21 protein-coding genes and 5 tRNA genes are annotated in these 22,964 nt (G+C 60.4%); 9 read left to right on the top strand and 17 right to left on the bottom strand.

Features of this window, described 5'->3' with window-relative positions; genetic code table 11:
• Positions 1 to 29 precede the first annotated feature (29 nt).
• The 6 genes from QMF81_RS03610 to QMF81_RS03585 all read right to left on the bottom strand — a co-directional run bounded on the left by QMF81_RS03610 (position 30) and on the right by QMF81_RS03585 (position 7,868).
• Positions 30 to 2,162, bottom strand: a complete 2,133-nt coding sequence (locus QMF81_RS03610; protein WP_281752097.1) for a bifunctional (p)ppGpp synthetase/guanosine-3',5'-bis(diphosphate) 3'-pyrophosphohydrolase — start codon at positions 2,160 to 2,162, stop codon at positions 30 to 32.
• 95 nt (positions 2,163 to 2,257) lie between these two features.
• Positions 2,258 to 3,889, bottom strand: coding sequence for a hypothetical protein (locus tag QMF81_RS03605; protein WP_281752096.1), 1,632 nt, complete (start codon positions 3,887 to 3,889; stop codon positions 2,258 to 2,260).
• A gap of 4 nt (positions 3,890 to 3,893) precedes the next feature.
• Positions 3,894 to 4,454, bottom strand: a complete 561-nt coding sequence (locus tag QMF81_RS03600) for a hypothetical protein (RefSeq protein WP_281752093.1) — start codon at positions 4,452 to 4,454, stop codon at positions 3,894 to 3,896.
• Between the two features lie 51 nt (positions 4,455 to 4,505).
• On the bottom strand, positions 4,506 to 5,732 hold the full coding sequence (locus QMF81_RS03595; RefSeq protein ID WP_281752091.1) for a sulfite exporter TauE/SafE family protein: 1,227 nt from the start codon (positions 5,730 to 5,732) through the stop codon (positions 4,506 to 4,508).
• 20 nt (positions 5,733 to 5,752) lie between these two features.
• Entirely contained in the window at positions 5,753 to 6,529 is a 777-nt protein-coding gene (locus QMF81_RS03590) for a DUF169 domain-containing protein (RefSeq protein ID WP_281752089.1), read from the bottom strand.
• Between the two features lie 229 nt (positions 6,530 to 6,758).
• Positions 6,759 to 7,868, bottom strand: a complete 1,110-nt coding sequence (locus tag QMF81_RS03585) for an OmpA family protein (RefSeq protein ID WP_281752087.1) — start codon at positions 7,866 to 7,868, stop codon at positions 6,759 to 6,761.
• 168 nt (positions 7,869 to 8,036) lie between these two features.
• Here QMF81_RS03585 and QMF81_RS03580 point away from each other — a divergent pair.
• Together QMF81_RS03580 and QMF81_RS03575 are read left to right on the top strand one after the other, a co-directional pair.
• Positions 8,037 to 8,124: transfer RNA gene (locus QMF81_RS03580), tRNA-Leu, on the top strand.
• A 50-nt stretch (positions 8,125 to 8,174) separates the two neighbouring features.
• Positions 8,175 to 8,251, top strand: a tRNA-Arg gene (locus tag QMF81_RS03575).
• Here the strand turns inward: QMF81_RS03575 and QMF81_RS03570 are convergent.
• The gene (locus tag QMF81_RS03570) at positions 8,235 to 8,465 is read right to left on the bottom strand and encodes a hypothetical protein (RefSeq protein ID WP_281752981.1); all 231 of its coding nucleotides are present in this window, start codon (positions 8,463 to 8,465) and stop codon (positions 8,235 to 8,237) included. The two genes, QMF81_RS03575 and QMF81_RS03570, sit on opposite strands and share 17 nt — an antisense overlap.
• A 211-nt stretch (positions 8,466 to 8,676) precedes the next feature.
• Between QMF81_RS03570 and QMF81_RS03565 the strand changes: the two genes are divergently transcribed.
• Positions 8,677 to 8,750, top strand: a tRNA-Gln gene (locus tag QMF81_RS03565).
• Between the two features lie 2 nt (positions 8,751 to 8,752).
• Positions 8,753 to 8,830 (top strand) — tRNA-Glu (locus QMF81_RS03560).
• Positions 8,831 to 8,981: 151 nt separating this feature from the next.
• Here QMF81_RS03560 and QMF81_RS03555 read toward each other — a convergent pair.
• From QMF81_RS03555 to QMF81_RS03530, 6 genes are all read right to left on the bottom strand, one after another.
• Positions 8,982 to 9,686, bottom strand: a complete 705-nt coding sequence (locus tag QMF81_RS03555; RefSeq protein WP_281752085.1) for an ABC transporter ATP-binding protein — start codon at positions 9,684 to 9,686, stop codon at positions 8,982 to 8,984.
• Positions 9,679 to 10,458, bottom strand: coding sequence for an ABC transporter ATP-binding protein (locus QMF81_RS03550; protein ID WP_281752083.1), 780 nt, complete (start codon positions 10,456 to 10,458; stop codon positions 9,679 to 9,681). The genes QMF81_RS03555 and QMF81_RS03550 overlap by 8 nt, the downstream gene beginning before the upstream one ends.
• A complete protein-coding gene (locus tag QMF81_RS03545) occupies positions 10,455 to 11,462 on the bottom strand; it encodes a branched-chain amino acid ABC transporter permease (protein WP_281752923.1) in 1,008 nt (335 codons plus the stop codon). Before QMF81_RS03545 ends, QMF81_RS03550 begins: the two co-directional genes overlap by 4 nt.
• Before the next feature lie 29 nt (positions 11,463 to 11,491).
• Positions 11,492 to 12,385 (bottom strand): branched-chain amino acid ABC transporter permease, encoded by an 894-nt coding sequence (locus QMF81_RS03540; RefSeq protein ID WP_281752081.1) that lies wholly within the window; start codon positions 12,383 to 12,385, stop codon positions 11,492 to 11,494.
• A 58-nt stretch (positions 12,386 to 12,443) separates the two neighbouring features.
• On the bottom strand, positions 12,444 to 13,577 hold the full coding sequence (locus tag QMF81_RS03535) for an ABC transporter substrate-binding protein (RefSeq protein WP_281752079.1): 1,134 nt from the start codon (positions 13,575 to 13,577) through the stop codon (positions 12,444 to 12,446).
• Between the two features lie 215 nt (positions 13,578 to 13,792).
• Positions 13,793 to 15,235: a mannose-1-phosphate guanylyltransferase/mannose-6-phosphate isomerase gene (locus QMF81_RS03530; RefSeq protein ID WP_281752921.1), complete on the bottom strand. Its 1,443-nt coding sequence runs from the start codon at positions 15,233 to 15,235 to the stop codon at positions 13,793 to 13,795.
• 171 nt (positions 15,236 to 15,406) lie between these two features.
• On the opposite strand from QMF81_RS03530, the gene QMF81_RS03525 reads away from it, so the two are divergent.
• The 3 genes from QMF81_RS03525 to QMF81_RS03515 all read left to right on the top strand — a co-directional run bounded on the left by QMF81_RS03525 (position 15,407) and on the right by QMF81_RS03515 (position 16,741).
• Positions 15,407 to 15,676, top strand: a complete 270-nt coding sequence (locus QMF81_RS03525; RefSeq protein WP_281752077.1) for a hypothetical protein — start codon at positions 15,407 to 15,409, stop codon at positions 15,674 to 15,676.
• A 76-nt stretch (positions 15,677 to 15,752) separates the two neighbouring features.
• Positions 15,753 to 15,829 (top strand) — tRNA-Pro (locus tag QMF81_RS03520).
• A 51-nt stretch (positions 15,830 to 15,880) separates the two neighbouring features.
• Positions 15,881 to 16,741: a rhomboid family intramembrane serine protease gene (locus QMF81_RS03515; protein ID WP_281752075.1), complete on the top strand. Its 861-nt coding sequence runs from the start codon at positions 15,881 to 15,883 to the stop codon at positions 16,739 to 16,741.
• A gap of 133 nt (positions 16,742 to 16,874) precedes the next feature.
• Here the strand turns inward: QMF81_RS03515 and hflC are convergent, their stop codons facing one another.
• Positions 16,875 to 17,720 carry a protease modulator HflC gene (gene hflC / locus QMF81_RS03510; protein WP_281752073.1) on the bottom strand — a complete coding sequence of 282 codons (846 nt, stop codon included), beginning with the start codon at positions 17,718 to 17,720 and terminating at the stop codon, positions 16,875 to 16,877.
• Positions 17,720 to 18,760 (bottom strand): FtsH protease activity modulator HflK, encoded by a 1,041-nt coding sequence (hflK, locus tag QMF81_RS03505; RefSeq protein ID WP_281752072.1) that lies wholly within the window; start codon positions 18,758 to 18,760, stop codon positions 17,720 to 17,722. The genes hflC and hflK overlap by 1 nt, the downstream gene beginning before the upstream one ends.
• 67 nt (positions 18,761 to 18,827) lie before the next feature.
• Between hflK and QMF81_RS03500 the strand changes: the two genes are divergently transcribed.
• Together QMF81_RS03500 and rnhA are read left to right on the top strand one after the other, a co-directional pair.
• On the top strand, positions 18,828 to 19,322 hold the full coding sequence (locus tag QMF81_RS03500) for a hypothetical protein (protein WP_281752070.1): 495 nt from the start codon (positions 18,828 to 18,830) through the stop codon (positions 19,320 to 19,322).
• The gene (gene rnhA / locus QMF81_RS03495; protein ID WP_281752068.1) at positions 19,319 to 19,780 is read left to right on the top strand and encodes a ribonuclease HI; all 462 of its coding nucleotides are present in this window, start codon (positions 19,319 to 19,321) and stop codon (positions 19,778 to 19,780) included. Before QMF81_RS03500 ends, rnhA begins: the two co-directional genes overlap by 4 nt.
• An 18-nt stretch (positions 19,781 to 19,798) precedes the next feature.
• Here rnhA and QMF81_RS03490 read toward each other — a convergent pair whose 3' ends face one another.
• Together QMF81_RS03490 and QMF81_RS03485 are read right to left on the bottom strand one after the other, a co-directional pair.
• A complete protein-coding gene (locus QMF81_RS03490; RefSeq protein WP_281752066.1) occupies positions 19,799 to 20,866 on the bottom strand; it encodes a phosphotransacetylase family protein in 1,068 nt (355 codons plus the stop codon).
• 34 nt (positions 20,867 to 20,900) lie between these two features.
• Positions 20,901 to 22,958, bottom strand: a complete 2,058-nt coding sequence (locus QMF81_RS03485) for an acetate--CoA ligase family protein (protein WP_281752064.1) — start codon at positions 22,956 to 22,958, stop codon at positions 20,901 to 20,903.
• Between the last annotated feature and the right edge of the window lie 6 nt (positions 22,959 to 22,964).

Raw genomic sequence — 22,964 nt, 5'->3', positions numbered from 1 at the left:
CGAGGAATCCTCCTCGGGCTTTTTTGCGTCTACCCCGTGGTCAGGCGCACCACTTCCCGCACCGAAGCCAGGCGCCGCAGCTTGTCCATGGCGGTATAGAGGTGCGAGGCGTTTTTCACCTCCACCACAAACTCCATTTCCGTCAGACCATCCGGGGTGGAACTGAACTGACCGGAGTCGATGTTCACCCCCTCCTTGGCGAGCAAAGCGCTCACTTCGGCGAGGACACCACGCTGGTTGCGGCACAGGATGCGCATGCGCGCCGGATACGGCCGCTCCTCCTCTCCCTCCCAGCGCACGTCCAAAAGCCGCTCCGGTTCCATGTTGGCCACATTGGGGCAGTTCTGGGAATGGATGGTCACCCCGCGACCGCGGCTGATGTACCCGATGATGGGATCGCCCGGCACGGGCGTACAGCACTGGGCAAAGCGCACGAGCACGTCGTCCACGCCCTTGATGGCCACACCCTCGGTGGCCTTTTTCGGACCCGGCGCCGGACGCTCTTGGGCCTTGCGCTCGGCCTCCAGGACCTCCTTGGGCAGGAGCTTGGTGAGCACCTGACGCGGTGTGATCCGGGCATAGCCCACCGCGGAAAGCAGATCGTCCACGGTTTTCAAGGAAAACTCCCGGGCCACGGGCTCCAGGTCGCCATTTTTCAGGGCGCGGGCAAAGTTGACCCCCATCCTGCGCCCTTCCTTTTCGAGGAGCTCCTTGGCCAAGGTGATGCTGCGCGCCCGCTCTTCGGTATTGATCCATTGCTTGATGCGCGAACGCGCCCGGGCGGATTTGACGAATTGGAGCCAGTCCCGACTGGGGTGGCGGCTGGGATCGGTAAGGATCTCGACGGTATCGCCGTTTTTGAGCGGCGTATTGAGAGGCACGATACGGCCGTTGACCTTGGCGCCGGCGCAGTGGTGGCCCACCTGGGTGTGGATGGCGTAGGCAAAATCCACGGGTGTCGCGCCTTCCGGCAATTCCTTCACCTGACCTTTGGGGGTGAAGACGTAGACCTCGTCCTGGAAGAGATCGAGACGCAAGGTGGAGAGAAAATCCCGGGAATCCTTGAGATCGCCCTGCCAATCGAGGATTTGGCGCAGCCACGAGAAACGATCCGCATCCTGGACCTGACCGCCTTCCTTGTACAACCAATGGGCCGCCACGCCGAATTCCGCCAAGCGGTGCATCTCTTCGGTGCGGATCTGGATCTCGATGCGCTCGCCTTCGGGCCCCACCACAGTGGTGTGGAGGCTCTGGTACATATTGGCCTTGGGCATGGAGATATAATCTTTGAACTTCCCAGGAATAGGCTTCCAGAGGGAATGGACCAGACCAAGAACTGTATAGCAATCCTTGACAGTATCGACGATGACACGAAAGGCGATGAGATCGAAAATTTGATCAAGATTGAGCCCACGATGCTCCATCTTGTGAAATATGGAATAGATGTGTTTGATACGCCCCTTGACTCTTCCGGAAATGCCGTTCTCTTGGAGTACATTTTCGATGATGGCACAGACTTTCTCAATGTATGTCTCGCCCTTGCCGCGGTAATTGTGAATTCCGTCCAAGATCTGCTGGTACACATCGGGGCGCAAGTACCGAAGGCTCTCGTCCTCCAACTGCACCTTGATGCGGTAGAGTCCCAGGCGGTTGGCAAGGGGGGCGTAAATGGTAAGGGTTTCCTGGGCGATGGCTTTTTTGCGCTCTTCGCGCTGAAAATCCAGGGTGCGGATATTGTGCAGGCGATCGGCGAGCTTGACCAAAATGACGCGGATGTCTTCGGCCATGGCCAGGATCATCTTGCGGATGTTCTCGGCCTGGGCCTGCTCCCGGGACTCGAAGTGCATTTTGCCGATCTTGGTCACCCCATCCACGATGAGGGCGGTTTCCGGGCCGAACTCCTCGGCGATGCGCTCCACGGTAACGCCCGAATCCTCCACAGTATCGTGAAGCAGCCCCGCAGCGATGGTCACGGCATCGAGTTTGAGATCCGCAAGGATGCTCGCCACTTCCAAGGGATGGGAAAGATATGGTTCGCCGGAAAGCCGCATCTGTCCGGCATGGGCGGCGGCGGAAAAGACGTATGCTTTCTGAATCAGGGCAGTATCGGCGCTGGAAAGATAGGCGCCTGCCTTCTCGAGAATTTCGGAGATACGAATCATGGGGACGTCCTTGGGGGAAAAACCACGCCAAACGCATGGCCATACTGGGGGCCTAGTCCCAGCCCCGTCCGTTGGCAAGGCCCTTGCCGCCGAAGTCACCCCCGGCCCCACGACGCGACGATGCGGCGCCACACCCCTGCGCCCTGGCCGCCAAGCACTCCGCGCACAACCCCCCCAAACACCGCCAAGGCCCGCTGCATGACCACTTCGCTGCCCTGACCGATCCAGGCGTCGAGCACCATGCCCTGGCGGGTTACGGTAAAGCCTCGCTCTGCAAGGACCTGCGCGACCACGCCCAATTCCTCCTGAAGCGCCCACGGGACTTTCCAGCGCACCACCACCTGACGTTGGGCGGAAGTGAGCGCCTCCCCCTCCACGAAAAGGATATGCCGGCCAGAAAAGAGGCACAGGTGCATGGCATCGGCGCCCACGATGCCATAGCCCACGACGGCCCGAGCGCTGCTCGCGCGAACGACCGGATCGGCCAAGGCGATCCACCCGTTGAGCAGGGACCAGAGCGGCAGCGAGCGCACGTCCTCTGCGCCCACAAGGGATTTTCCGGCGGCCGAAGGAAAGACCGCGCCGGGGGTACAGTAAAACCTTACCTCTCCCAACGGGTCCAAAGCCAAAGATTTCACTCCCGCAACCCCGGGCCCTGGACTGCCAAGGCGGGAAAACACCGCATCCCAGCACGCAGTCAGGGCGAGGGCGATCATATCCTCCAGGTTGCGACAATGCTCCGGCCGCACCGGGGGATCTCCCTCGCCCACAATCCGAGTGCGCACCGTTTCCAGGCGCTGCCGCCAGGGGGCGCCTGCCGCCGCTCTTGAGGGCGAAGCCACCGGCACCCATGTTCCGCCTTCCTGCAGAATCCATACGCCAGGGCCGGGAGCAGCCGCATCTTCGGGAGGCGCGCCGCCCATAAGTCCCTGCACGGTCCCCTCCCAGGCCACAGCCTTGGGATCAGCGACCACCACCACCCGGCAGCCCACTTCCTCATCGCAGCGGCCCAAAAACCGACGCCACGCCACGGCGTCCGGGGCGAACCGCAACGCCCAGGCCCGGCGCACCCCGGCCCACAACTCCCGCACCGGAACCAGTACAGGCTCCAAAACCCGCTGCCCTTCCGGCGCTTCGAGCACCGCGACCGCGGCACAAGTCCGTGCCTGCCACTCGAACGCCAGAATCTCGGCCTCCCGCTCCACAACTTCGGGAAGGGGCATGTCCTGCACCAGACGCGCGGCGCGCTGCCAACCGGGGTCCTCCACCGCGGACAAACGCCGCAGGATTCCATCCACACGACGCTGCAGATCCGCCACATCCATAGCGTAGCGCCACAAGTGGTTTTCCACCACCATTCCCCGTCCCGGCACGAGGGGAGAAAAAAAGCTGGGGGAGATCTCGGGTTCCGGATGTCCGGCCATCAGTCGGGCATAAAAGGTGAGCTTCACGGCCCATTCTTCCACATCGAGCCAGCGGGTGGGCTCCAAGGCTTGCAGAAGGCGCACCGAACGCATGGTCGCTGCGGCCAGTCGCTCCACATCCTGCTCCACCACGGCCCAATCCACAGGATGTTCGGCGACGGCGGCAGCGCTGAGTCGCCCCACGAGACGCAGCCACGCGTGGAGCGCGGCAAAAAAAAGACGAACGCGGCGAAAACGCCGCGCCCCCAAAGTCCCTGCGGGAAAAGCGCAAAGAGGCAGCCGGGCCAGGCCCCGGAACTCCATCACCCTACTCCTTGCCGATATCTTCAAAATGCCGGGGAGTGATCCCCTCCCGATGCTCGGCCCAAGCGCACAAGCGACGGTATGGGGTCAGGAACTTGAGCCGAGGCCCAACCACAAGCCGCACCCCGATATAGACCACGAGAAACACCACGAAGTATGAGATATTCCAGCCGAATATCTCCAACGGCGCATCGCGGAAGCGAAGATCCATCCAGGCCAAAATCACCGGCACCGGCCACAGTGATATGGTGAAGACCCCAGCCTGGCTGAAAAAATATTTCCCAAAGGCCTCCATGGCCTCCTTATTGGCCGCCAGGTACGCATCCTTGCTGCCATGGGCAACGGCGTCCACGGAGATGTTGTGCATGCGGATCATCTCTTCGTATTGCCGCCGATACCAGCCGCGGTTGAGCCCTTGCACCAGCAGCGACGAAACGCCGCCCACCACCACCGCCAGGAGCGCCAAGACTGCGCAGCCCACCACAAAGGCCAAAGCCCCCGCCGGGAGCAGACGGAAGGCCCAGATCAGAAACGGATCAACACGATGGAACCAAGAAGCAAGCATGCACGCCTCTTCCATGGCCCAGGGAACCCCTGGGCCATGGACTGACCGACATTAGCCGAACAGTCTGTAGTTGAAGAAGCCGCGCAACACGTAATCCACACCCACATACAGGGCAAGAACGATGAAAAGACGCTTGAGCCAAATGTCCGAGAAATACTTGGACGTGCGCGGTCCAATCACCGAGCCGATGGCGATACCGACCAATTCCGTGCCGATGAGCACCCAATCCATGGGCGTCCCCTTGGAAATCAGCGTGGCGATACTGGTGATCATGCTGATGAGCACCGCCAGGGCCGAAGTACCGGCAGCCAAATACATGGGCAGCTGGGTAATACTGGTCAAAAACGGCACCAAAAGAAAGCCACCACCAACGCCGAGGAAAGCGGCCACTGCGGAGATGGCAAAGCCCCCGACAATGGGAAGCAGCGGGTTGAAGGTAAACTCCACACCACAGAAGGTAAATTGCACTTGCGTCAGACTGGCGCTCACGATCTTCACCTTGGTGTCGATCTCACAGCCAGCGCCCTTTTCCTTCACAGCCCGCTCAAAGGCTTGAGCCGCTTCCTTGGCCTTCTTCTTACTGGCCTGCCCAGCGGGAGATGTCTCCCAGAAAAGATAGCACCCCAAGACCAGCACAAAAAGACCAAACCAGCCCTGATACTGCGAGAAGCTGACCTTTCCCGCCGTCAGGGTCACCGATCCCCAGGCTCCAAGGAGCGAGCCGACACCCAAGGCAAGGGCCAAGGGCATGACCAACCGCCCCATCTTCCAATAATTGAAGCTGGAAATCAGTGCCGAAAGTCCTACCAAAAACTGGTTGGAGCCACGAATAGAGTCAGTGATCGCCTTGTTGAGTTCCGGTGCGGTGCCTTTAAACGTCTTGGCATATCCGCCCAGGCCAAATACCGACATATGGCCCACACCTGCCATGACGCCGCCAAAGGCGCCCACGGTGGAAAAGATCCAGCCCACCCAGACGGCCCATAGCAAGGCAAGAATGGGGTTCACCTGCGGCGCACCCGGGATCCCCAAAAATCCTGGGGCCTTATTAGGATCAATCTGCCCAGGCTCCGTGCCCACCGGTGCCGTTTTGATGGCGCGCTCCAATTTGCTTCCCCCTGCCGCCGGGGCAGCGGGAGCAGCCGGGGCGGATGGAGCGGCAGGTTCGGCCTTGACTTGCGCTGACGGTGGAGTCGCGTTGTCTTGCTGGGCCCAGACCTGCCCCGCACCGATCATCAGAATGACACTCAAAACTCCAAGCAACCACAATCGACGCATGATATTCCTCCTGCAACGGGTTAGGCTTTCTTGAAAACAATGAGAGGACAGTTTTTACACACATCCGCACCCGGGAAGCCGTCGCCAGGCCGGGTAATGGAACTGCTGCCAAGCTTCTCTATACGCTCCACCAGACGATCACAAACCGCACCAATGGCTTCACCTGGGATAATGACGTTGATCTCGCCCCGTTCAGTCTTTCCGGCATTGTACGACCCGGAGCAGGCGGGGAGCATGTTGAAGTCCTTATTCACATAAGTCCATACATTGCCGCCACATGCAGATGAATTCATGGTGATCGCCGGACGCAAGGGGTGGGCATCCATGGCGGCCATGTAATCCACCGCCAAATGGTAGGCCTGCATGTTGTCGCAATAGAAGTGCACGGTATCCGGGCCACCGAAAAGATCGGCCTTGGCAAGCGGCGCCACGGCGATGCCGATCATCCCCTCCGGCATACGCGCCTTGGAACGGACAAAACGCTCTGCCTGCTCCAAATCCCGCGTATACTTGGCGTGGCTTTTCACCTCACCTTCGTCAAAAGGCTTCCAGCCAAAGCTGTAGTGGGCATTGGAACATCCAAGCCCCTCTTTTTCCGAGTACACCACCTGCCCTTTCATACGGGCGGCAATCTCCCACTGGCAAAACGTCATGGGTTTGACTGGAACGACATACTCGTCTGCTGCGGCCTTGAAGGCATCCACTGCCTCCTGGTCATAAAAAAACTTCACTGCGATGGGATAGTGGTACAAGCGCAGCTCACGCATGAGCAGGTCTTGCATCTCCGTATACGTCATCGTCCCCTCCTGTGGATAAATATTTTCGATGCCCCCTTTTGTGGATAAACCCGCCCCCCAGCTCAAGTCTTTTTTTCGTCGTGCACCATGTCACATAATTCACGGAATATTCCCGCCGCATGGACGCTTTTGGCGAAAAACTTCGATACTTTTTTCACTATACTGAAATAGCATAAAAAAGGCCGCCCATCATACCATGAGCGGCCGTACCCTTGCTCCATCAAGCGGATTAGCGCTTTTTGTACACCCCATCCAGCACCGCCTCGATGCGACGGTTCTTGGCCCGGCCTTCTTCGGTGTCGTTGCTGGCAATGGGCTTGGACTCGCCAAAACCCACGGCAGTCAGCAGGGAGGGATTCATCCCCAGCTTCTGCACCAGATACATCCGCACCGACTCAGCGCGACGCTGGGAGAGTTTTTGGTTGTACTCATCAGAACCAATGGAGTCGGTATGACCATCGATCTCCACCTTCACCCCAGGGTACTGCTTCATGAAATTGGCAAAATTCGCCAAGTCCTTGTGGTACTGCGGCTTGATATCCCATTTGTCGAAGTCGAAGAACACATGCAGCGTCACCGTGAGCGGGATGGGACAGCCATCGACATCCACTGCCAAGTCCTTGGGGGTGCCTGGGCATTTATCCTTGGAATTGAGCACGCCGTCGCCATCGTCGTCGCCATCGCTCACCATATCGTAAAAGACCTTGCGCACAAAGGTGGAAAGGGCGGCAGGATCATCCAGCTGTGCGGCCTTCGCGCTCACCGAGCAATCCTTGAGCTTGGCAATGGCATCCAACAGCGCCTGCCCCGAGGCCTTGTCCGCATAGCTGATCACATGGAAGCACACGCCGTATTTTTCCGCCAGCATCTTGGCAATGGGCAGCGTCGCCGGCCCCTGGTTTTCCATGCCGTCGGAAAGGATGATCACCGCAGTACGGCCAGAGACGCTCTTGATGGCTGGCTCCAGGGCCGCCAAGCCAACGCCCAAGGGAGTCGGCCATGCGCACTGCAGACTCTTGCACTGCACCGGCACCTTGGCCACGGCCTCGCCATAGGTCTTCTGAGCAAAGGGAGAAAGCACCTGAAGTTCGCGGAAAGGAGCCGCCGTGTACAGGCCACCAAGGTAGCCCAGCTCCGGGATCTCTTTATTCATGCGCGCCAAAAGCGCCGCAGCGTGCCCCACTTTGCTCTGTGGGCCTTTCTGGAAGCTATCGTACATCGATCCCGAAGTATCCAAAAGAATCAAAAAATTATCCACCTTACGCACGTAATCGGCACCCCACGCCGGGACGGCCAGGACAAGGGCCATCAAAAAAACACCAAACAATTTCAAACGCATAGACACCTCCACTGTTTCTTAACGACACTCCAAAAACGAACCTAGATTTCTCTTCTACTCCTCTCCCCCAGAAAGGCAAGCATCCCCTCCAAAGACATCACCACAACACATGCACCAATTCCCTGCTTGACGGCCCCACGGCTCTTCTCTAAAAAGGGCTTCCTGCGTGCCGGAGTGGTGGAATTGGTAGACGCAGTGGACTCAAAATCCACCGGGGTTCGGCCCCTTGCGAGTTCGAGTCTCGCCTCCGGCACCAAAAAAACTTGACAGGGGAAAACCTTTCCATAAAAGGCACCTCTGCACCACGCGCCCGTAGCTCAGCTGGATAGAGTACCTGACTACGAATCAGTAGGTCGCATGTTCGAATCATGCCGGGCGCACCAGCACATCAAGCCCTTTTGGCCCAAATGCCAAGAGGGCTTTTTCGTTGCGTTGCCGAGTACGGCGATGGGGCACCCCATTTCGGCAAGTTTTCGCAGCGGTGGGCATCCCCCTGGGTTGCCGGTTGCGGTTGAGATAGACCGTGCCGGTCGTCCATGCATCGTCGAGTTCGGCAAACCCTGCCGAGACCAGGCGCAGGCAGGCATTGGCGTTCAAAGATGCCGCTTAGCCTCGCGGAAGGACGCAAAACCCCTGTGGAACAACTACGGACCGAGCAGTCCTACGGTCCCAAGCGATCCTGCAAACACCCCTCCACCAAAGGAGATCGCAGACGCCTGCACCCAGACCAAAGAGCATTGTCCGGTAACACCCAGCGTTTTTCTGCTTGACAGGCACCGGCATTCTCCATAGATGGCCATCTCCGTTGTGGGCGATCGTTCAACGGCAGGACAGCGGACTCTGACTCCGTCAATCTAGGTTCGAATCCTAGTCGCCCAGCCAAGGTCCCCATCGTCTAGCTCGGTCCAGGACACCGGCCTTTCACGCCGATAACAGGGGTTCAAATCCCCTTGGGGACGCCACAACAATCCATCCCACGAGACGACCTCTCGTGGGATTTTTTATGCTCCGCCGCGCCAGCCGCCAAGGGACCTTACCTCTCCGAGCAACCCCTCACAAGAAAAACGCCCGAAAACAATTCCGGGCGTTGAAACGTACTGCTGTCGCAGTGGGCTATCCTCCCAAATACGCCTGAATGACGCGCTGATCGGCCAAAAGCTCTTCTCCAGTACCATGGAGGGTAATGCGTCCGGTCTCCAGGACGTAGGCATAATGAGCGATTTTCAGAGCGGCAAAGGCGTTTTGTTCCACCAAGAGCACGGTGCGGCCTTCGGCGTTGATGCGCTCAATGATGGAGAACACGTCTTTGACTAAAAGTGGAGCAAGACCCAGGCTCGGCTCATCGAGCATGAGCACCTGCGGCCGGCTCATGAGGGCGCGGCCCACCGCCAACATCTGCTGCTCGCCCCCGGAAAGGGTGCCTCCTTTTTGCTCGCTGCGCTCCCGAAGCCGCGGGAAGAGGTCGAAGACCCATTCCATGTCCCGGGCAATACCAGCACTGTCGGAACGGCTATAGGCCCCCAAGAGCAGATTTTCGCGCACCGAAAGGTGGGGAAAGATGCGCCGCCCCTCCGGGGACAGGGCAATACCTCGACGCACGATGGCGGCCGGATCCAAGGTGGTCAGCTCCTCGCCCTCATAGGTGATGGAGCCGGTCTTGGACTTGATCAGCCCGGCAATGGCCCGCAGCGTGCTGCTTTTCCCCGCGCCGTTGGCCCCGATGAGGGTGACGATCTTACCGGCAGGGGCCTCGAGGGAAATCCCCTGAAGGGCGTGAATGCCTCCATAGGAAACGTGAAGGTTCGTGACTTTAAGCATACGCGAGCGCCTCCTCGCCGAGGTAGGCCTCAATGACCTTGGGATTGGATTGGATGGCCGCAGGCGGACCTTGGGCAATGGTGACGCCGTAGTCGAGCACATAGATATGCTCGCACACCCCCATCACCACCTTCATATCGTGCTCGATGAGCAGGATGGTGAGGGAGAACGCATCACGAATATGGCGAATAAACTCCATGAGCTCCTGCGATTCCTGCGGATTCATGCCAGCTGCCGGCTCGTCGAGGAGCAGAAACCGCGGCTCTGTAGCCAAGGCGCGGGCAATCTCCAAACGGCGCTGGGCGCCATACGGCAAACTGGAGGCCTTTTCTCCCGCAACATTTGCCAGGCCCACGGCCTCCAAAAGCTCCATGGCCCGCGCCTGCTGCCGCGCTTCCTCCCGCAGGGCCGGCGGCCAAAACAGGGCCGACTGCCACCAGAAACTCTTCTGGCGTACATACATCCCCACCAACACGTTCTCCAGAGCCGTGCCATTGCCAAACAGCCGGATATTCTGGAATGTCCGGGCAATGCCCGCCGCACATACGGCATGGGGAGGAAGCCCGGTGATGTCTCGGCCGTCCAGCAGCACTTGCCCCTGGGTTGGGCGGTAAAACCCGGTGATCATGTTGAAACACGTGGTCTTGCCTGCCCCATTGGGCCCGATAAGTCCTACGATGGCACCCGGTGCGATGGCCGCGGAAAATTCGCTCACCGCCACCAGGCCCCCAAAACGCATGGTCAAGCTGCGCGCTTCCACCAAGGCGCTCATGCCTTCCTCCTTTGCCGAAGCCACGCGGCGATCCCTTCCCAGGAAATCTCCCGCGTCCCCATCAGCCCCTCCCGACGGAACAAAATGACCGCAATGAGAAGGAGCGAAAACACCACCATGCGCATGCCCGGGATCCCCGGCAGGGTCACGGATCCCAAGGTGATGGGATTTTCCACGAAGCGCAACCACTCCAAAATGATGGTCACTGCTGCTCCGGCAATGACCGACCCCGTCACCGAGCCCAAACCACCCATGACCACGATCATGAGCACGTTGAAGGTGAGCACAAAGAGGAACATCTTAGGATCGATCGTCGTAAGCAAGCTGGCCAAAAGGCCTCCACCCACGCCGGCGAAAAAAGCGCCCAGAGCGAAGGAGAGCAGCTTGAGGCGAAAGACGTTCACCCCCATGGCTCGGGCCGCCACTTCGTCATCACGGATGGCCTTGAAGCACCGCCCCGTGTTGCTGCGCAGAATCCGCACGATGAGCACCAGTGCGAGCAAGCACCACCCATAGTTCCACCACAGGTTGGCGTAGGCCGGAATACCTTTGAATCCCAGGGCGCCATTGGTGATCCGCGGCAAGTTGTTGGCCAGCACGCGCACGATCTCGGCAAATCCCAGGGTGGCGATGCCGAGATAGTCGTCGCCGAGGCGCAGGAGCGGAAACCCCACCACCACCGCCATGGCGGCTGCGGCCAAGCCGCCGGCCAAGACCGCCACCACGAAGGGCGCGTGGGCGTTCTCGATGAACGGATACGCGGGCTCCAGTAAAAAGAGCATGGCCTTTTGATCCGGAGACAGGATCAAAATGGCGCACACATAGGCGCCAATGGCCATAAACCCTGCATGCCCCAGGCTAAACATCCCGGTAAAGCCGTAAATCAGGTTGAGCGACAGGGCGAGCAAGATATTGATGGCCACCAGATTCAATATCTGGATGGAGTATCCGTCCAAAAAGCGTTGGGCGCAGGCCAAGAGCGCCGCCAACACCCCCACCAGCATGAGGTTGAGTGCAAAAACATGATGCCGCTTCATACTTTCTCCTCGGGACGTGCGCCCAAAAGGCCCGTAGGCTTCACGAGCAAAACGACGATCAGGAGCACAAAGGCGAAGGCGTCCCGGTAGCCGGCCAAATCCGGAAAAAAGGCCACGATGAGGATCTCCAAAAATCCGAGCACGAGTCCGCCGATGACGGCCCCGGGAATGGAGCCGATGCCGCCAAACACCGCCGCGATAAAGGCCTTGAACCCAGGGATGACACCCATGATGGGCTGCAGTTGCGGATAGCGCAACGCCCACATGATGCCGCTGGCCGCCGCCAGGGCGGAGCCCAGCCCAAAGGTGAGGGCAATGATGGAGTTCACCGGCACGCCCATCAGGGCGCTGGTTTCGATGTCCTTACTGATGGCCCGCATGCCCAAACCCGGTTTGGTGTGGTACACGATGTACATGAGACCAAGCATGAGGAGCAGGGAAAGCACCGGTACGAAGAGCGTAAGGGGCAACACGCGCACCCCACCCATGATCATGGGGTTTTCCAGCCACTCAGGGCGATACACTTCGCGCGGGATGGCCTTGAAAAGCACAATGGCCACATTCTGCAGAAAAAAGGAGACGCCGATGGCGCTGATCAATGCCGAGATGCGCGGGGCATCACGCAAGGGCCGATACGCCACCCGGTCCACCAGAACACCCACCAACGCCACCGCAGCCACCGCAGCCACCAGCGCAAGGGGCCATGGCAGATGCAACAGAGTCACTCCCCAAAAAACACAATACGCGCCCAACATAAAAATTTCGCTGTGCGCGAAGTTGATGAGGCGCAGGATGCCATAGACCATGGTGTAGCCGATGGCGATGAGGGCGTAGAGGCTCCCCAGAGTGAGACCATTGAGCAGGTGTTGGAGAAAAATTTCAATCGTCATGCCATTACCTCAAAAAACCGGGGAGGTCGCCCTCCCCGGTTTGGCCTCGTTGTGGGGATTACAGTTCTGGCTGGATGCTGCCCACGTACGTCTTCTTGCCGTTCTTGATGACCACGATGCCCACAGGTTTTTCCGCGTCATGGGTCTCATTGATGGTGGTCACTCCGGTGACCCCCACAAATCCCTTGGTGTCGGCCAAGGCTGCGCTGATCTTGGCAGGTTCTGCGGAACCGGCGCGCTTGATGGCGTCGATGATGATCATGTACGCATCATAGCCCAAGGCCGCGTTGACATTGGGGTCCTTGTCCGGATGCTTCTTTTTCCAATTTTGCGTGAACTTCTGGGCCACGGGGTTCATATCCGGCATGGAGGGATCATACGGGAAGGTCGTGTGCATGAACCCTTCCACCGCCGCACCGCCGATGGTGACGATCTCGGGATTATCCATGGCGTCGCCGCCCATGATCTTGAAGGTGGCGCCCAGCTCCTTGGCCTGCTTCATGATGATGGCGCCCTCGGCAAAGTACGAAGGAATGAACAGCACATCCGGCTTCTTGGCCATGATCTGTTGCAGCTGGGCCGTGAAGTCCTGGTCACCGGACTGATAGTTGAGCGCAGCCACCACCTCGCCGCCCAGTTTCGCAAAGGAGCGCTTGAAGAAGCTGGCCAGGCCCACGGAATAGTCGTTGGCCACGTCCACCAGCAATGCCGCCTTCTTGAGCCCCAAATCCTTGAAGGCATAGGTCGCCGCGCCTGCGCCCTGGAAGGGATCGATAAAGCACACGCGGAAGATATGCTTCTTGCCCTGGGTCACCAAAGGATTGGTGCAGCTCGTGCCCACCTGAGGGACACCGGCCTTCTCCGCCACCTCGCCGCCGGCCATGGCCAAAGAGGAGCCGTACGTGCCGATGATGGCCTGGACCTGCTCCTTCTCAATGAGGCGCTTGACCGCATTGGCGGCTTCCACCTTGTCGGACTTGTTGTCGACCACGAAGAGCTCCACCTTCTTGCCGAGCACCTCGCCCAATTCCTCATGGGCCATCTGCACCCCTTCGAGCTCCAGCTGCCCACCAAAGGCGTTCTGGCCAGTGAGCGGCAGGTACACACCGATGCGCACCGTGTCCGCGGCCAAACCCGGAGCTGTCATGCCAAATACGGCAAGGACCACAGCCAGCAGAAAACAGCGTTTCATGCGTCTCCTCCTTACGGGAGATAGTTGAATCCACAGCCTCAAAGGCCACACCCTACGCTACCTGGGACACCCCAGGATTTTTTCAATTATCGATTATCATTCGATATATCTTGCCAATCCTGGAAGTGGCGAGGAGCTACGGGAAAAGAGATGCGGCGTCAATCGCCAAAAAACCGCAAAACATGCGACATGCGGGCCTATGACGCGACGGACGTTCACCCTTTGGCCTGCTGGAGGTTGCGCCCATAGACATCTTCCAGACGGACGATATCGTCTTCGCCAAGATAGGGGCCCACTTGCACCTCGATGAGCTCCAAAGGAATGCGGCCAGGGTTTTCCAAGCGATGCACTGTCCCCAGCGGGATATAGATGGATTCGTTCTCCCGCAAAAGGATCTGCTCCTGTCCCCGGGTGACCATGGCGGTCCCCCGCACCACCACCCAATGCTCGGCGCGGTGGAAATGCTTCTGCAGGGACAACACCTGACCCGGCAGGACAGTAATGCGTTTCACCTGATACCGGTCGCCGGCATCGATGGACTCGTAATTTCCCCACGGCCGGAAGACCTTGCGGTGCGTGACCGCCTCAGGCCGGTGATGCGCCTTGAGGGTATCCACCAACTGCTTGACTTCCTGCACCCGGTGGCGAGGGGCCACGAGCACGGCGTCGACGGTTTCCACCACGATATGGTCGGCGAGCCCGACCGCAGCCACCAGGCGGGATTCGGCATGGACAAAGGAATCATGCACGTCAGCCAGGAGCACGTCACCGTGAACCACGTTTCCCGAGGCATCCTTGGCACCGGCCTCCCACAAGGCGTCCCAAGAGCCCAAATCGCTCCAGGCTGTGGCAAGGGGCAGCACCGCCGCCCGGTCCGTGCGCTCCATCACGGCGTAGTCGATGGATTTTTCAGGGCTTGCGGCAAATTTCTCAGCATCCAAACGCAAAAAGTCCAGATCCTGGCAACTGGTGCCCAGCGCGGACCGACACGCCGCCACCATATCCGGCTCGAAGCGCTCCAACTCCGCGAGGACCACATCGGCCCGCAGCACAAACATACCGGAGTTCCACCAATACTCGCCGCTGTCGCAATACCTCCGGGCGGTGTCCGCATCGGGCTTTTCCACAAAGCGCACCACCCGGAAACCACCCTCGGGCAGCGCCTCTCCTCGCTGAATGTAGCCATACCCCGTCTCCGGCCGGGTAGGCGGGACCCCAAAGGTCACGAGATGTCCGGCCTCGGCCAAAGGCAAGGCTTCGTGGACCGCATTCTGAAACGATGCTTCATCCACCGCATGATCCGCCGGAAGCACCACCAGCACTGCCTCGGGGTCCTGACACGTGGCCGCCAGGGCAGCCACGGCCACCGCAGGAGCGGTATTCCGGGCCACCGGCTCGAGGATGATGCGGCCGACAGCGCCAATCTCCCGGAGTTGCTCCGCCACGATAAAACGGTGCTCCTCGCTACAGAGCACCAGCGCCATAGAGGCGCCAAGGCCAGCAAGACGCTTCCACGTCATTTGAAGCAGCGTATCTTTCCCTAAGAGAGGGAGCAACTGCTTGGGGTATAATTTGCGGGATAGCGGCCACAAACGGGTGCCGGAGCCTCCGGCAAGGATCACAGGATACAGCGCCACAGCATACCTCCAACTCTTCATGTCCACAAAATACGCCCCATGGCTACGGGGACAGCATCGTCGAAGCAAGCAGAAAAGCCACCACGTCCCTCAAGCGATGACGCCCAGTAAACCAGGCTGAAACAGTCCGTTTCTTGCATCGAGTCTTCCTTCAGGGTAGTGGATATCTGATATCCTCACTCAGGAGGTCCTATGCCACCCAAGCTCCGGCCTGGTTATCCAGTCCCCTTTTCTTCCCCCCATGGCCGCAAGGTCGGCATTGCCGTGGACACGCACCTGGCCGAAGAAGGACGGGCACAGGTGGTGTATGTGGACGCCGCATTCAAGGCCCGCTTGGCCTGGCTGCGCTGGCACGAGGCAGGATGGCATTGGGCCGAACCCGAGCTCGAAGGGCCCAGCGCTGAAAATCACCCCGAACTGGAACCCTATATCTTTACTGTGAAAAACGGCCGTTACGGCTAACGCCTCCCAACGCGCGAAAAAGGGAGGAAAAGTCCTTGCCAAGTTTTACTCCTTGGCCTAAGAGCGCCTTCGCTTTCGGGATGTGGCTCAGTCTGGTAGAGCGCTGCGTTCGGGACGCAGAGATCGCGCGTTCGAGTCGCGCCATCCCGACCATACGAACACAAGGGCTTGGGGAACATCTCCAAGCCCTTTGTCTTCCAGCCCATGTTTGCTTCTCCTGACCGCACGCCGTGGGTACCCGTGGCCACCCATCTTTCCCGAAGCCAAGCGCGGCTCACAGCGCTTGCCTTAGCAGCCAAGGACATCCCCTACCGCGCGCTGCGCTCGGCTCACGGCTTTCGAGTGCTGGTCCCCGAACCCCTGGCGCTTGCCGCTCGAGCAGAAATCGCGGCCATAGAGCGCGAGGTCTCTGCGCACCCTCCGGCTTCGCCTTCTTCCCGTTCCCTTCCCAACGCGGTCTTTCTGCCGCTTCTGGCTGAGGGAGTCTTTGGGCTGATCACCACCCATGTCCTTCCCCTGACAACCATCCCGCGCAGCCTCTGGATCACCGCAGGCAGCGCCAAGGCCCAGGCCATACAAGGCGGCGAGATCTGGCGGGCCGTCACCGCCCTGACCCTCCATGCCGACGGCGCCCACCTCATCGCCAACCTCGCCGCCGGGGTGCTCTTTGTCGCCATGGCGGCCAGGCGCTTTGGGGCGGGACTCACCTGGTTGGCCACCCTGCTTGCCGCGAGCACCGCCAACCTCCTGGCGGCCTGGGTCTTGGGAAGTCCCCATGACTCCATCGGCTTTTCCACCGCAGTCTTTGCTGCCGTCGGTCTTGCGGCGTGGGGCAGCGAGCGCCGTCTGCCCACCATCGTGGCCATAGGCCTTGCCCTGCTCGCCCTCCTGGGCATGGGAGACGAAGACACCGACCTTGCCGCCCATGTGGCAGGGCTGATCACCGGCCTTATGGCAGGCGGGATCCTCAAGCGATGCGCTCCCCTTGCCCGCGCACTGGATACATGCCTGCTGGGCACAGCCCTGCTGCTTCCCGTCATTGCCTGGATGTTGGCGCTTTCGTAAGCCCCCTGCCGCCTGGAAAGCCGCTCCAGAAGCAAGCGCACCGGGACGATCCCACCCAAAAGGCCCCAACGCCGTGCATCCGCGTTGAGGCCTTTGCAAGTTCCCCTGGGAGCCCAGCCCGGGAAGATCGCCATCAGCGCAAATACTGCAGGAACTCGCTCTGCGGGCTGAGCACCACGTCCGTGCTATTGGTCAGGCTTCTCCGATACGCCTCCAACGAACGCCAGAAGGCATAAAACTCGGGGTCCTGGCCAAAGGCCCCCGCGTAAATGGCCGTTGCCTGGGCCTCGCCTTCACCGCGCAGCTGCGCGGCCTTACGATTGGCCTCGGCCAAGAGCACCGCCCGCTTGCGGTCTGCATCGGAAGTAATCTTTGCCGCCTCTTCCTGACCCTCGGAACGGTATTGTTTGGCCTGGCGCTCCCGCTCTGCCCGCATCCGTCCATAAATGGCCTTCTGGTTTTCCGGCGGCAGGTCCGTGCGCTTGATGCGCACGTCCACCACCGCGATGCCGAATGCCCGGAGACGGTCGTCGGCTGCCTGACGCACTTCCTCCATAATAGTCGCCCGCTCCTGCGCCACCACTTCCGTGAGGAGATACCTCCCCAGCACCTCGCGCACCTGCGAGTAAATCACATCATCGATACGGGCCAGAGCTCCGGGGATCGTCCGCACCGAGCGGTAAAACAGCAGCGGATCGAGGATGCGCCAGCGCGAATAATTGTCCACCACCAGATTTTTCTTGTCTCGGGTCAGCACCTCCGCCGGCGGGGCGTCGTATTCCAGCACCCGGGCATCAAAGTATTCTGCCTTTTGGATAAAGGGCAATTTGAAGTGCAGCCCCGGCCCCTGGGGTTCCTCACCCACCGGACGGCCCAGTTCCAAAACAATGGCCCGCTGGGTTTCATCCACCACATACACACACTCCCACGCCACCACCACCAGCATGATGGCGGCCACCACGGCAATCTGCATCCGCATTAGCGCTGACCTCCAGGAGAAAGGGGAAGGAGCGGAAGGGTGCGGCCCATGGCCTCGGTATCCACAATGATTTTATGGACCGTGTCGCTTCCCAATACCGCCTCCATGGTCTCGATGAGCAGACGGCGACGGGTGACATCCTCCGCCTTGCGGTACTCCGCCAAGACAGCGGTAAAACGCCCGGCCTCGCCCTGCGCCTTGCGGATGACCGTCTCGCGGTAGGCTTCGGCCTCGTTGACGAGGCGGGCCGCCTCGCCCCGAGTGCGCGGCAGCAAGTCGTTTTCATACGCCTCGGCCTCGTTGATGTATCGGCTTTTGTCCTCCTTGGCCGAAGCCACATCCTTGAAGGCGTCGATGACCTGTTTGGGCGGGTGCACGTCTTGCAATTGCACTGCAACCACCCGGATACCGCTTTCATAGGCATCGAGGATACGCTGCATCAGCGCTCGAGTCTCATTTTGGATGGCAAGTTTACCGTCCGTGAGGGCAGAATCGATCTTGTTATAGCCGATGACCTCTCGCATAGCAGCCTCAGCCGCATCTTTCACCGTTTTTTCGGGATTGGATATACGAAAGAGAAATTTCTCCGCATCAGCGATCTGATACTGCACAATAAATTGCACATCAACGATGTTTTCATCTCCGGTGAGCATCAAAGACTCTTCCGGAACGAGACGTATCTGCGCTCCACCTTGGGTCACGAATGCGGTGCTCCCCCGAAAGCCGATCTCTACCCGCTGAATCTTGGTAACTTTGGGTGTTTGTACCTTTTCTATTGGGAATGGCAGGTGATAATGCGGGCCAGGGTCCGTCGTGCGGTGATACGCCCCAAAACGCTGCACCACCCCCAATTCATCGGGCTCCACAATGTAAATTCCGCTTGCCAACCACAACAATACCCCGGCCAAGACGAGCCACCGCCCCGCAGGAGGCCGCAAGTGGCGCCACTCCTTGACGCGCTCGGTGAAATCCCCAAGATTCGGCCCCGGCCCCACTGGCCGCTGCCGGCGCTGCTGGAGTTTTTCCCAATCCCATGTCATTGATCTCTCCTTGCGTTTCCAAGGCGCTGCCGCAGCTGCTCCGTCACTTCTTCCTTCAGGAGGCCCTGTGCAACTGCCCCGCATCTCTGGTTCGAGCCCCGCGGAAAAAATCCTCCGCTTCGTGGGCGTGCTTGGTGTCTTTGTCCTCGTCGGGTATCTGTTTTGGGTCAACCACCAACGATCCCTGGAATCTGTCACGGACCAAGGCATTGTTTGGGATCAAACCAAATCCCTCTCGCCAGAACAACGAGACACGCTCATCCGCTTTGCCCGGGTCATGCAAAACACCCACGGCATTACGGTGCGCATCCGCATTACTCGCGAGGGCATCCTGCTGCCCACCATGGACTCCAAGACGCTCATGATCGCCCTCTGCCCCCCCAGGCGCGAGGCCCGGGTGGTGTTTCCGCCCCTCTTGCGGCATGCGCTACGACCCGGCCTGGAAGCCGAACTGGAAGGCCCGGTGCTCCTTCCGTACTGGGAAAACGGCCGCTGGCAGGAAGGCCTTGGACAGATCGTCCTCACCATCACGGAGCACATGGAAAGACTGGGCCGACCATGAGCGAGGTGCTCCTCTTTACCGATGGCGCAAGCCTCGGCAACCCTGGACCGGGAGGATGGGCCGCCATCTTACGCTGGGGGAGCCATGAAAAAGAACTTTGCGGCGGCTTCTGCCATACCACCAACAACCGCATGGAACTTCTCGCCGTCATCGAGGGACTCGCCGCCCTCAATCGGCCCTGCCACGTGCAGGTGATCACCGACTCCCGCTACGTCCACGACGCCATCGTCAAGGGGTGGCTGCCGGCATGGCAGAAGCGGGGATGGAAAACCGCCGACAAAAAACCCGTCAAAAACCAGGACCTCTGGCAGCGCCTCATTGCCTTGCTCAACCGCCACCACGTGGACTTCCAGTGGATCCGGGGCCACGCCGGCCATCCGGAAAATGAACGCTGCGACGTGCTCGCCAAACAGGCGGCCCAGGCCCCAGGACTCCCCCAGGACCCGGGCATGGCGTAACCCACGGCATGCAGGCCGTTATTTCAATCCCAAGGCCTCTTTGATATACGCAAAATCGATGATGGAGCTCACCAGCTGGGACCCATGCTGAATCTTGATGAGATCCCGCAGCTTGTGCCGCGAGAGAATAGCTTCCATCTTCTTGGCCACAGTAAACGTATCGTCGCGCACCACCACGATGGGCACCTCCAAGACTTCCGCCCGAGTCATGATGATATCGTTGGGATAGAGATTTCCCGTCAGCACCAAACATTGGCACTGGCCTTCCAAGGCCACAAGCTGCACATCGGAACGGTCTCCACCCACGATAATGGCAGACTTCTTGTTTTTCCGGAAGTGGGTCATAAAGTTTTCCACCTGCATGGTGCCGATGAGAAAACTCTCCACCACCCGGTCCGCCTTGGCCTGGGCCGTGATAATGCGGCCGCCCAGGCGCTCGGCCAAGTCCGCCACCTTGATGGCCCCCATGAGGGGATCCGACGGGATCTTGCCCAGCACTTTGACCCCCTTACTCTCCAAAAAGGGATGCAGGAGGGTATCGAGCTCATCGCGGAAACTTGGCGGGATATCGTTCAAAAGGACCCCTAAAAGCAAGTCACCGAGAATCTCCCGCAGCACGACGAGGAAGTCGTAGTTGAGCTCCTTCATGTAGCGATCGATGACGATGGCCTTGATGCCCAAACTCCGCACTACACTCACCCCGTCCACGCCACAGTACTTGCCCGAATACATGCTGCCGGACCCGGCAACCAGCATGACGTCTTTGTCCTGGGACAATTTTTCGTATGCGGAGACGATTTTTCCCATCAAATCTTCGCAACGTCCCCCAAAGGCGCGCATCTTGAAATCTTGATCCACTACCACTGGAGTCACCAGTGTAGGGTCTTCACTGAGCCCAAGAATCTCCTGCACGAAAAAGGCATCGGCATCACCCAGCACGCCATTCTTTTCCATAGGCAAGGCACCCACAGGCTTCATGTAGCCCACGCGGTAGCCTTCCTTTTGCAGCCGCAGGCCCAAGCCCATGGCGACCATGTTCTTGCCCGAATAGCTCGATGTCGAGCCGATATAGATTCCAACGGCCATACCCATTCTCCTTGGCAAAGGATTTTGACTGATCCTACTCCACAGGCACGAGACACACCCGGGCATCCACCACCCATGCCCCCCGAGGGGTGACCAGCACCGGCTCCAACTCCACGGTATAGAGTTCGGGCATATCCAAGGTCAGCTGCGATACAGTGAGCAGCACGTCTTCCAAGGCCCGCAGATGCATGGGCTGTCTGCCGCCGCGGCTGGCCGCCAGGGGGGTGAACTCCCGCACCATACGGCTGGCATCGGTGAGCGAAATGGGCGCCAACCGAGCATTCACTCCGTGGTGGTCGCCGTCGACCAACCCCAGACGAACCACCGGACCAAACAAAGGATCCCGCACCGCCCATATCCGCGCCTCCACCACAGGGCCAACAACCATCTCCTGGACCCAGCACCCGGAAACAAAAGCCTCCGGCCGCAAGCGCTGTACCCGGTGCGTGAGCCGCGCAAAGCCCTGACGCACGGCCTCGGGGTCCGTCAGGCCAAGCTCCACGCCGTCCACATCGCTTTTGCGCTGGATATGTGGCGAAGCGATCTTGAGCGCCACCGCCCCCCCCAAACGGCGGGCGATGCGGGCCGCGGTCTTACTGGTGCGGGCGAGTTCCGTTACCGGGTGCCGGAGCTCGTACGCCTCGAGCAGGGGATACACCGCCGGCCCGCCCAGATCCCGATGGCCCGCGTTCATGGCCTCCCGCAACCACAGCTCCGCCTTGGTGCTGTCCCGACGATAGCACACCTCCACTGGGAAGGGCTCCTCCTGCCAGCAGCCGTATGCGAGCATGGCGTCAAGCGCCCGGGCTGCGGCTGCAGGAGAAGAAAAACATGGGATCCCCTGGGCATGGACCTGCCGCACCAACGCCCCCGGCCGCTCCCCGACCAAACAGAGCGCCACAGGGGTATCCTGGCGATCCACCTGCGCCATGGCCTCCAGCACGGCCTGCACGTCCGTCCCCACAGGACGGGCGATGACCGCCAATACCAGGCGCACTCGTGGATCCGCCACGGCAAGGCGCAGGGCGGCCGCAAAGTCTTCCGGCGTGGCCTCGGCGCCAAGATCCAACGGATTGGAGGGCCACGCCCCGGTCTGCCGCTGCAGGGCCTCGGCTGTAGCCCGCGAGAAGCGGGCGAGCTCCAACCGCGTGGCACTCAAGGCATCCGCGGCCAAGACGCCGGCACCACCGGAATTGGTAAGGATTGCCACATGCGGCCCGGAAGGTTGGGGCAGCAAGGCAAAGGCCTTGACGGTATCGAGAAAGGTCTCCAGGTCGGAAACGCCGATGATGCCGGCCTGGCGCAAGGCGGCGCGATACGCCGCCTCCGAACCCGCCAGGGGTCCGGCTGCCGCGGCCACGGCCTGCCTGCCTGGGGCGGTGAGCCCGCCAAGGAGCATGACCACGGGTTTCACCCGAGTGACGGTCTGGCTCACCCGGGCAAAACGCCGGGCAGCAAACACCCCTTCGAGATACCCGGCAATGACGCGGGTTTCTCCGTCTTCCGCCAAATACTGCAGGATCGAGGCCTCATCCACCGCCGCACGGTTCCCCAGGGCCGCCAGACGAGAAAGGCCCACGCCTTCGGCCACGGCCCAGTCCACCACGGCTCCGGACACCGTGGCCGATGGGGAGAAGAACGCCACCCCTCCCGATGGGGGAAGCTTTTCCAAAAGCGAGGCGTTGAGCCCTTCCGGCCAGGAGACCACCCCCAGACAATGCGGGCCGAGCACCGCCATATTGGTCTCCCGCGCCACGGCGGCCAGACGTTGCTCCAAGAAATATCCTTCGCCGCCCCGATCGGCAAAGCCGCTGCCGGGAACCAAGGCAGCGCGCACCCCGAGACGGGCAAGCCGCTCCACGGCCCCGGGCACTTGCTCCGGTGGAAGGCAGACCACAGCCAAGTCCACCCCAGCAAGCGTCAGGGTTTCTGGCAGACAGTCCCGGCAATTGACTGCCGTCACAGCGCCCTGATAGGCCCACTCCCGCAGCCGTGCCCAAAACCGTGCCGCCACGGTCCCTTCTTCATGGCACGGGCCGACGACAGCCACTGCCTGGGGGGAAAAAAGCGCTCCCACATGAATGTCTTGCATGGAGTT

This window comes from Thermodesulfomicrobium sp. WS, from assembly GCF_027925145.1.
In the GTDB taxonomy this organism is placed as follows: Bacteria; Desulfobacterota; Desulfovibrionia; order Desulfovibrionales; family Desulfomicrobiaceae; genus Thermodesulfomicrobium.
This window is presented reverse-complemented; position numbering and strand designations above follow the sequence as displayed.

Bases quoted from the DNA above. Each gene is read 5' to 3' on its own strand.
- QMF81_RS03595 (WP_281752091.1), bottom strand. From the start codon at position 5,732: ATGCGTCGATTGTGGTTGCTTGGAGTTTTGAGTGTCATTCTGATGATC.
- QMF81_RS03535 (WP_281752079.1), bottom strand. From the start codon at position 13,577: ATGAAACGCTGTTTTCTGCTGGCTGTGGTCCTTGCCGTATTTGGCATG.
- QMF81_RS03585 (WP_281752087.1), bottom strand. From the start codon at position 7,868: ATGCGTTTGAAATTGTTTGGTGTTTTTTTGATGGCCCTTGTCCTGGCC.
- QMF81_RS03530 (WP_281752921.1), bottom strand. From the start codon at position 15,235: ATGAAGAGTTGGAGGTATGCTGTGGCGCTGTATCCTGTGATCCTTGCC.
- QMF81_RS03515 (WP_281752075.1), top strand. From the start codon at position 15,881: ATGTTTGCTTCTCCTGACCGCACGCCGTGGGTACCCGTGGCCACCCAT.
- hflC (WP_281752073.1), bottom strand. From the start codon at position 17,720: ATGCGGATGCAGATTGCCGTGGTGGCCGCCATCATGCTGGTGGTGGTG.
- QMF81_RS03490 (WP_281752066.1), bottom strand. From the start codon at position 20,866: ATGGCCGTTGGAATCTATATCGGCTCGACATCGAGCTATTCGGGCAAG.
- QMF81_RS03600 (WP_281752093.1), bottom strand. From the start codon at position 4,454: ATGCTTGCTTCTTGGTTCCATCGTGTTGATCCGTTTCTGATCTGGGCC.
- QMF81_RS03590 (WP_281752089.1), bottom strand. From the start codon at position 6,529: ATGACGTATACGGAGATGCAAGACCTGCTCATGCGTGAGCTGCGCTTG.
- QMF81_RS03610 (WP_281752097.1), bottom strand. From the start codon at position 2,162: ATGATTCGTATCTCCGAAATTCTCGAGAAGGCAGGCGCCTATCTTTCC.
- QMF81_RS03605 (WP_281752096.1), bottom strand. From the start codon at position 3,889: ATGGAGTTCCGGGGCCTGGCCCGGCTGCCTCTTTGCGCTTTTCCCGCA.
- QMF81_RS03550 (WP_281752083.1), bottom strand. From the start codon at position 10,458: ATGAGCGCCTTGGTGGAAGCGCGCAGCTTGACCATGCGTTTTGGGGGC.
- QMF81_RS03540 (WP_281752081.1), bottom strand. From the start codon at position 12,385: ATGACGATTGAAATTTTTCTCCAACACCTGCTCAATGGTCTCACTCTG.
- QMF81_RS03485 (WP_281752064.1), bottom strand. From the start codon at position 22,958: ATGCAAGACATTCATGTGGGAGCGCTTTTTTCCCCCCAGGCAGTGGCT.
- rnhA (WP_281752068.1), top strand. From the start codon at position 19,319: ATGAGCGAGGTGCTCCTCTTTACCGATGGCGCAAGCCTCGGCAACCCT.
- QMF81_RS03555 (WP_281752085.1), bottom strand. From the start codon at position 9,686: ATGCTTAAAGTCACGAACCTTCACGTTTCCTATGGAGGCATTCACGCC.
- QMF81_RS03525 (WP_281752077.1), top strand. From the start codon at position 15,407: ATGCCACCCAAGCTCCGGCCTGGTTATCCAGTCCCCTTTTCTTCCCCC.
- hflK (WP_281752072.1), bottom strand. From the start codon at position 18,760: ATGACATGGGATTGGGAAAAACTCCAGCAGCGCCGGCAGCGGCCAGTG.
- QMF81_RS03545 (WP_281752923.1), bottom strand. From the start codon at position 11,462: ATGCTGGTGGGGGTGTTGGCGGCGCTCTTGGCCTGCGCCCAACGCTTT.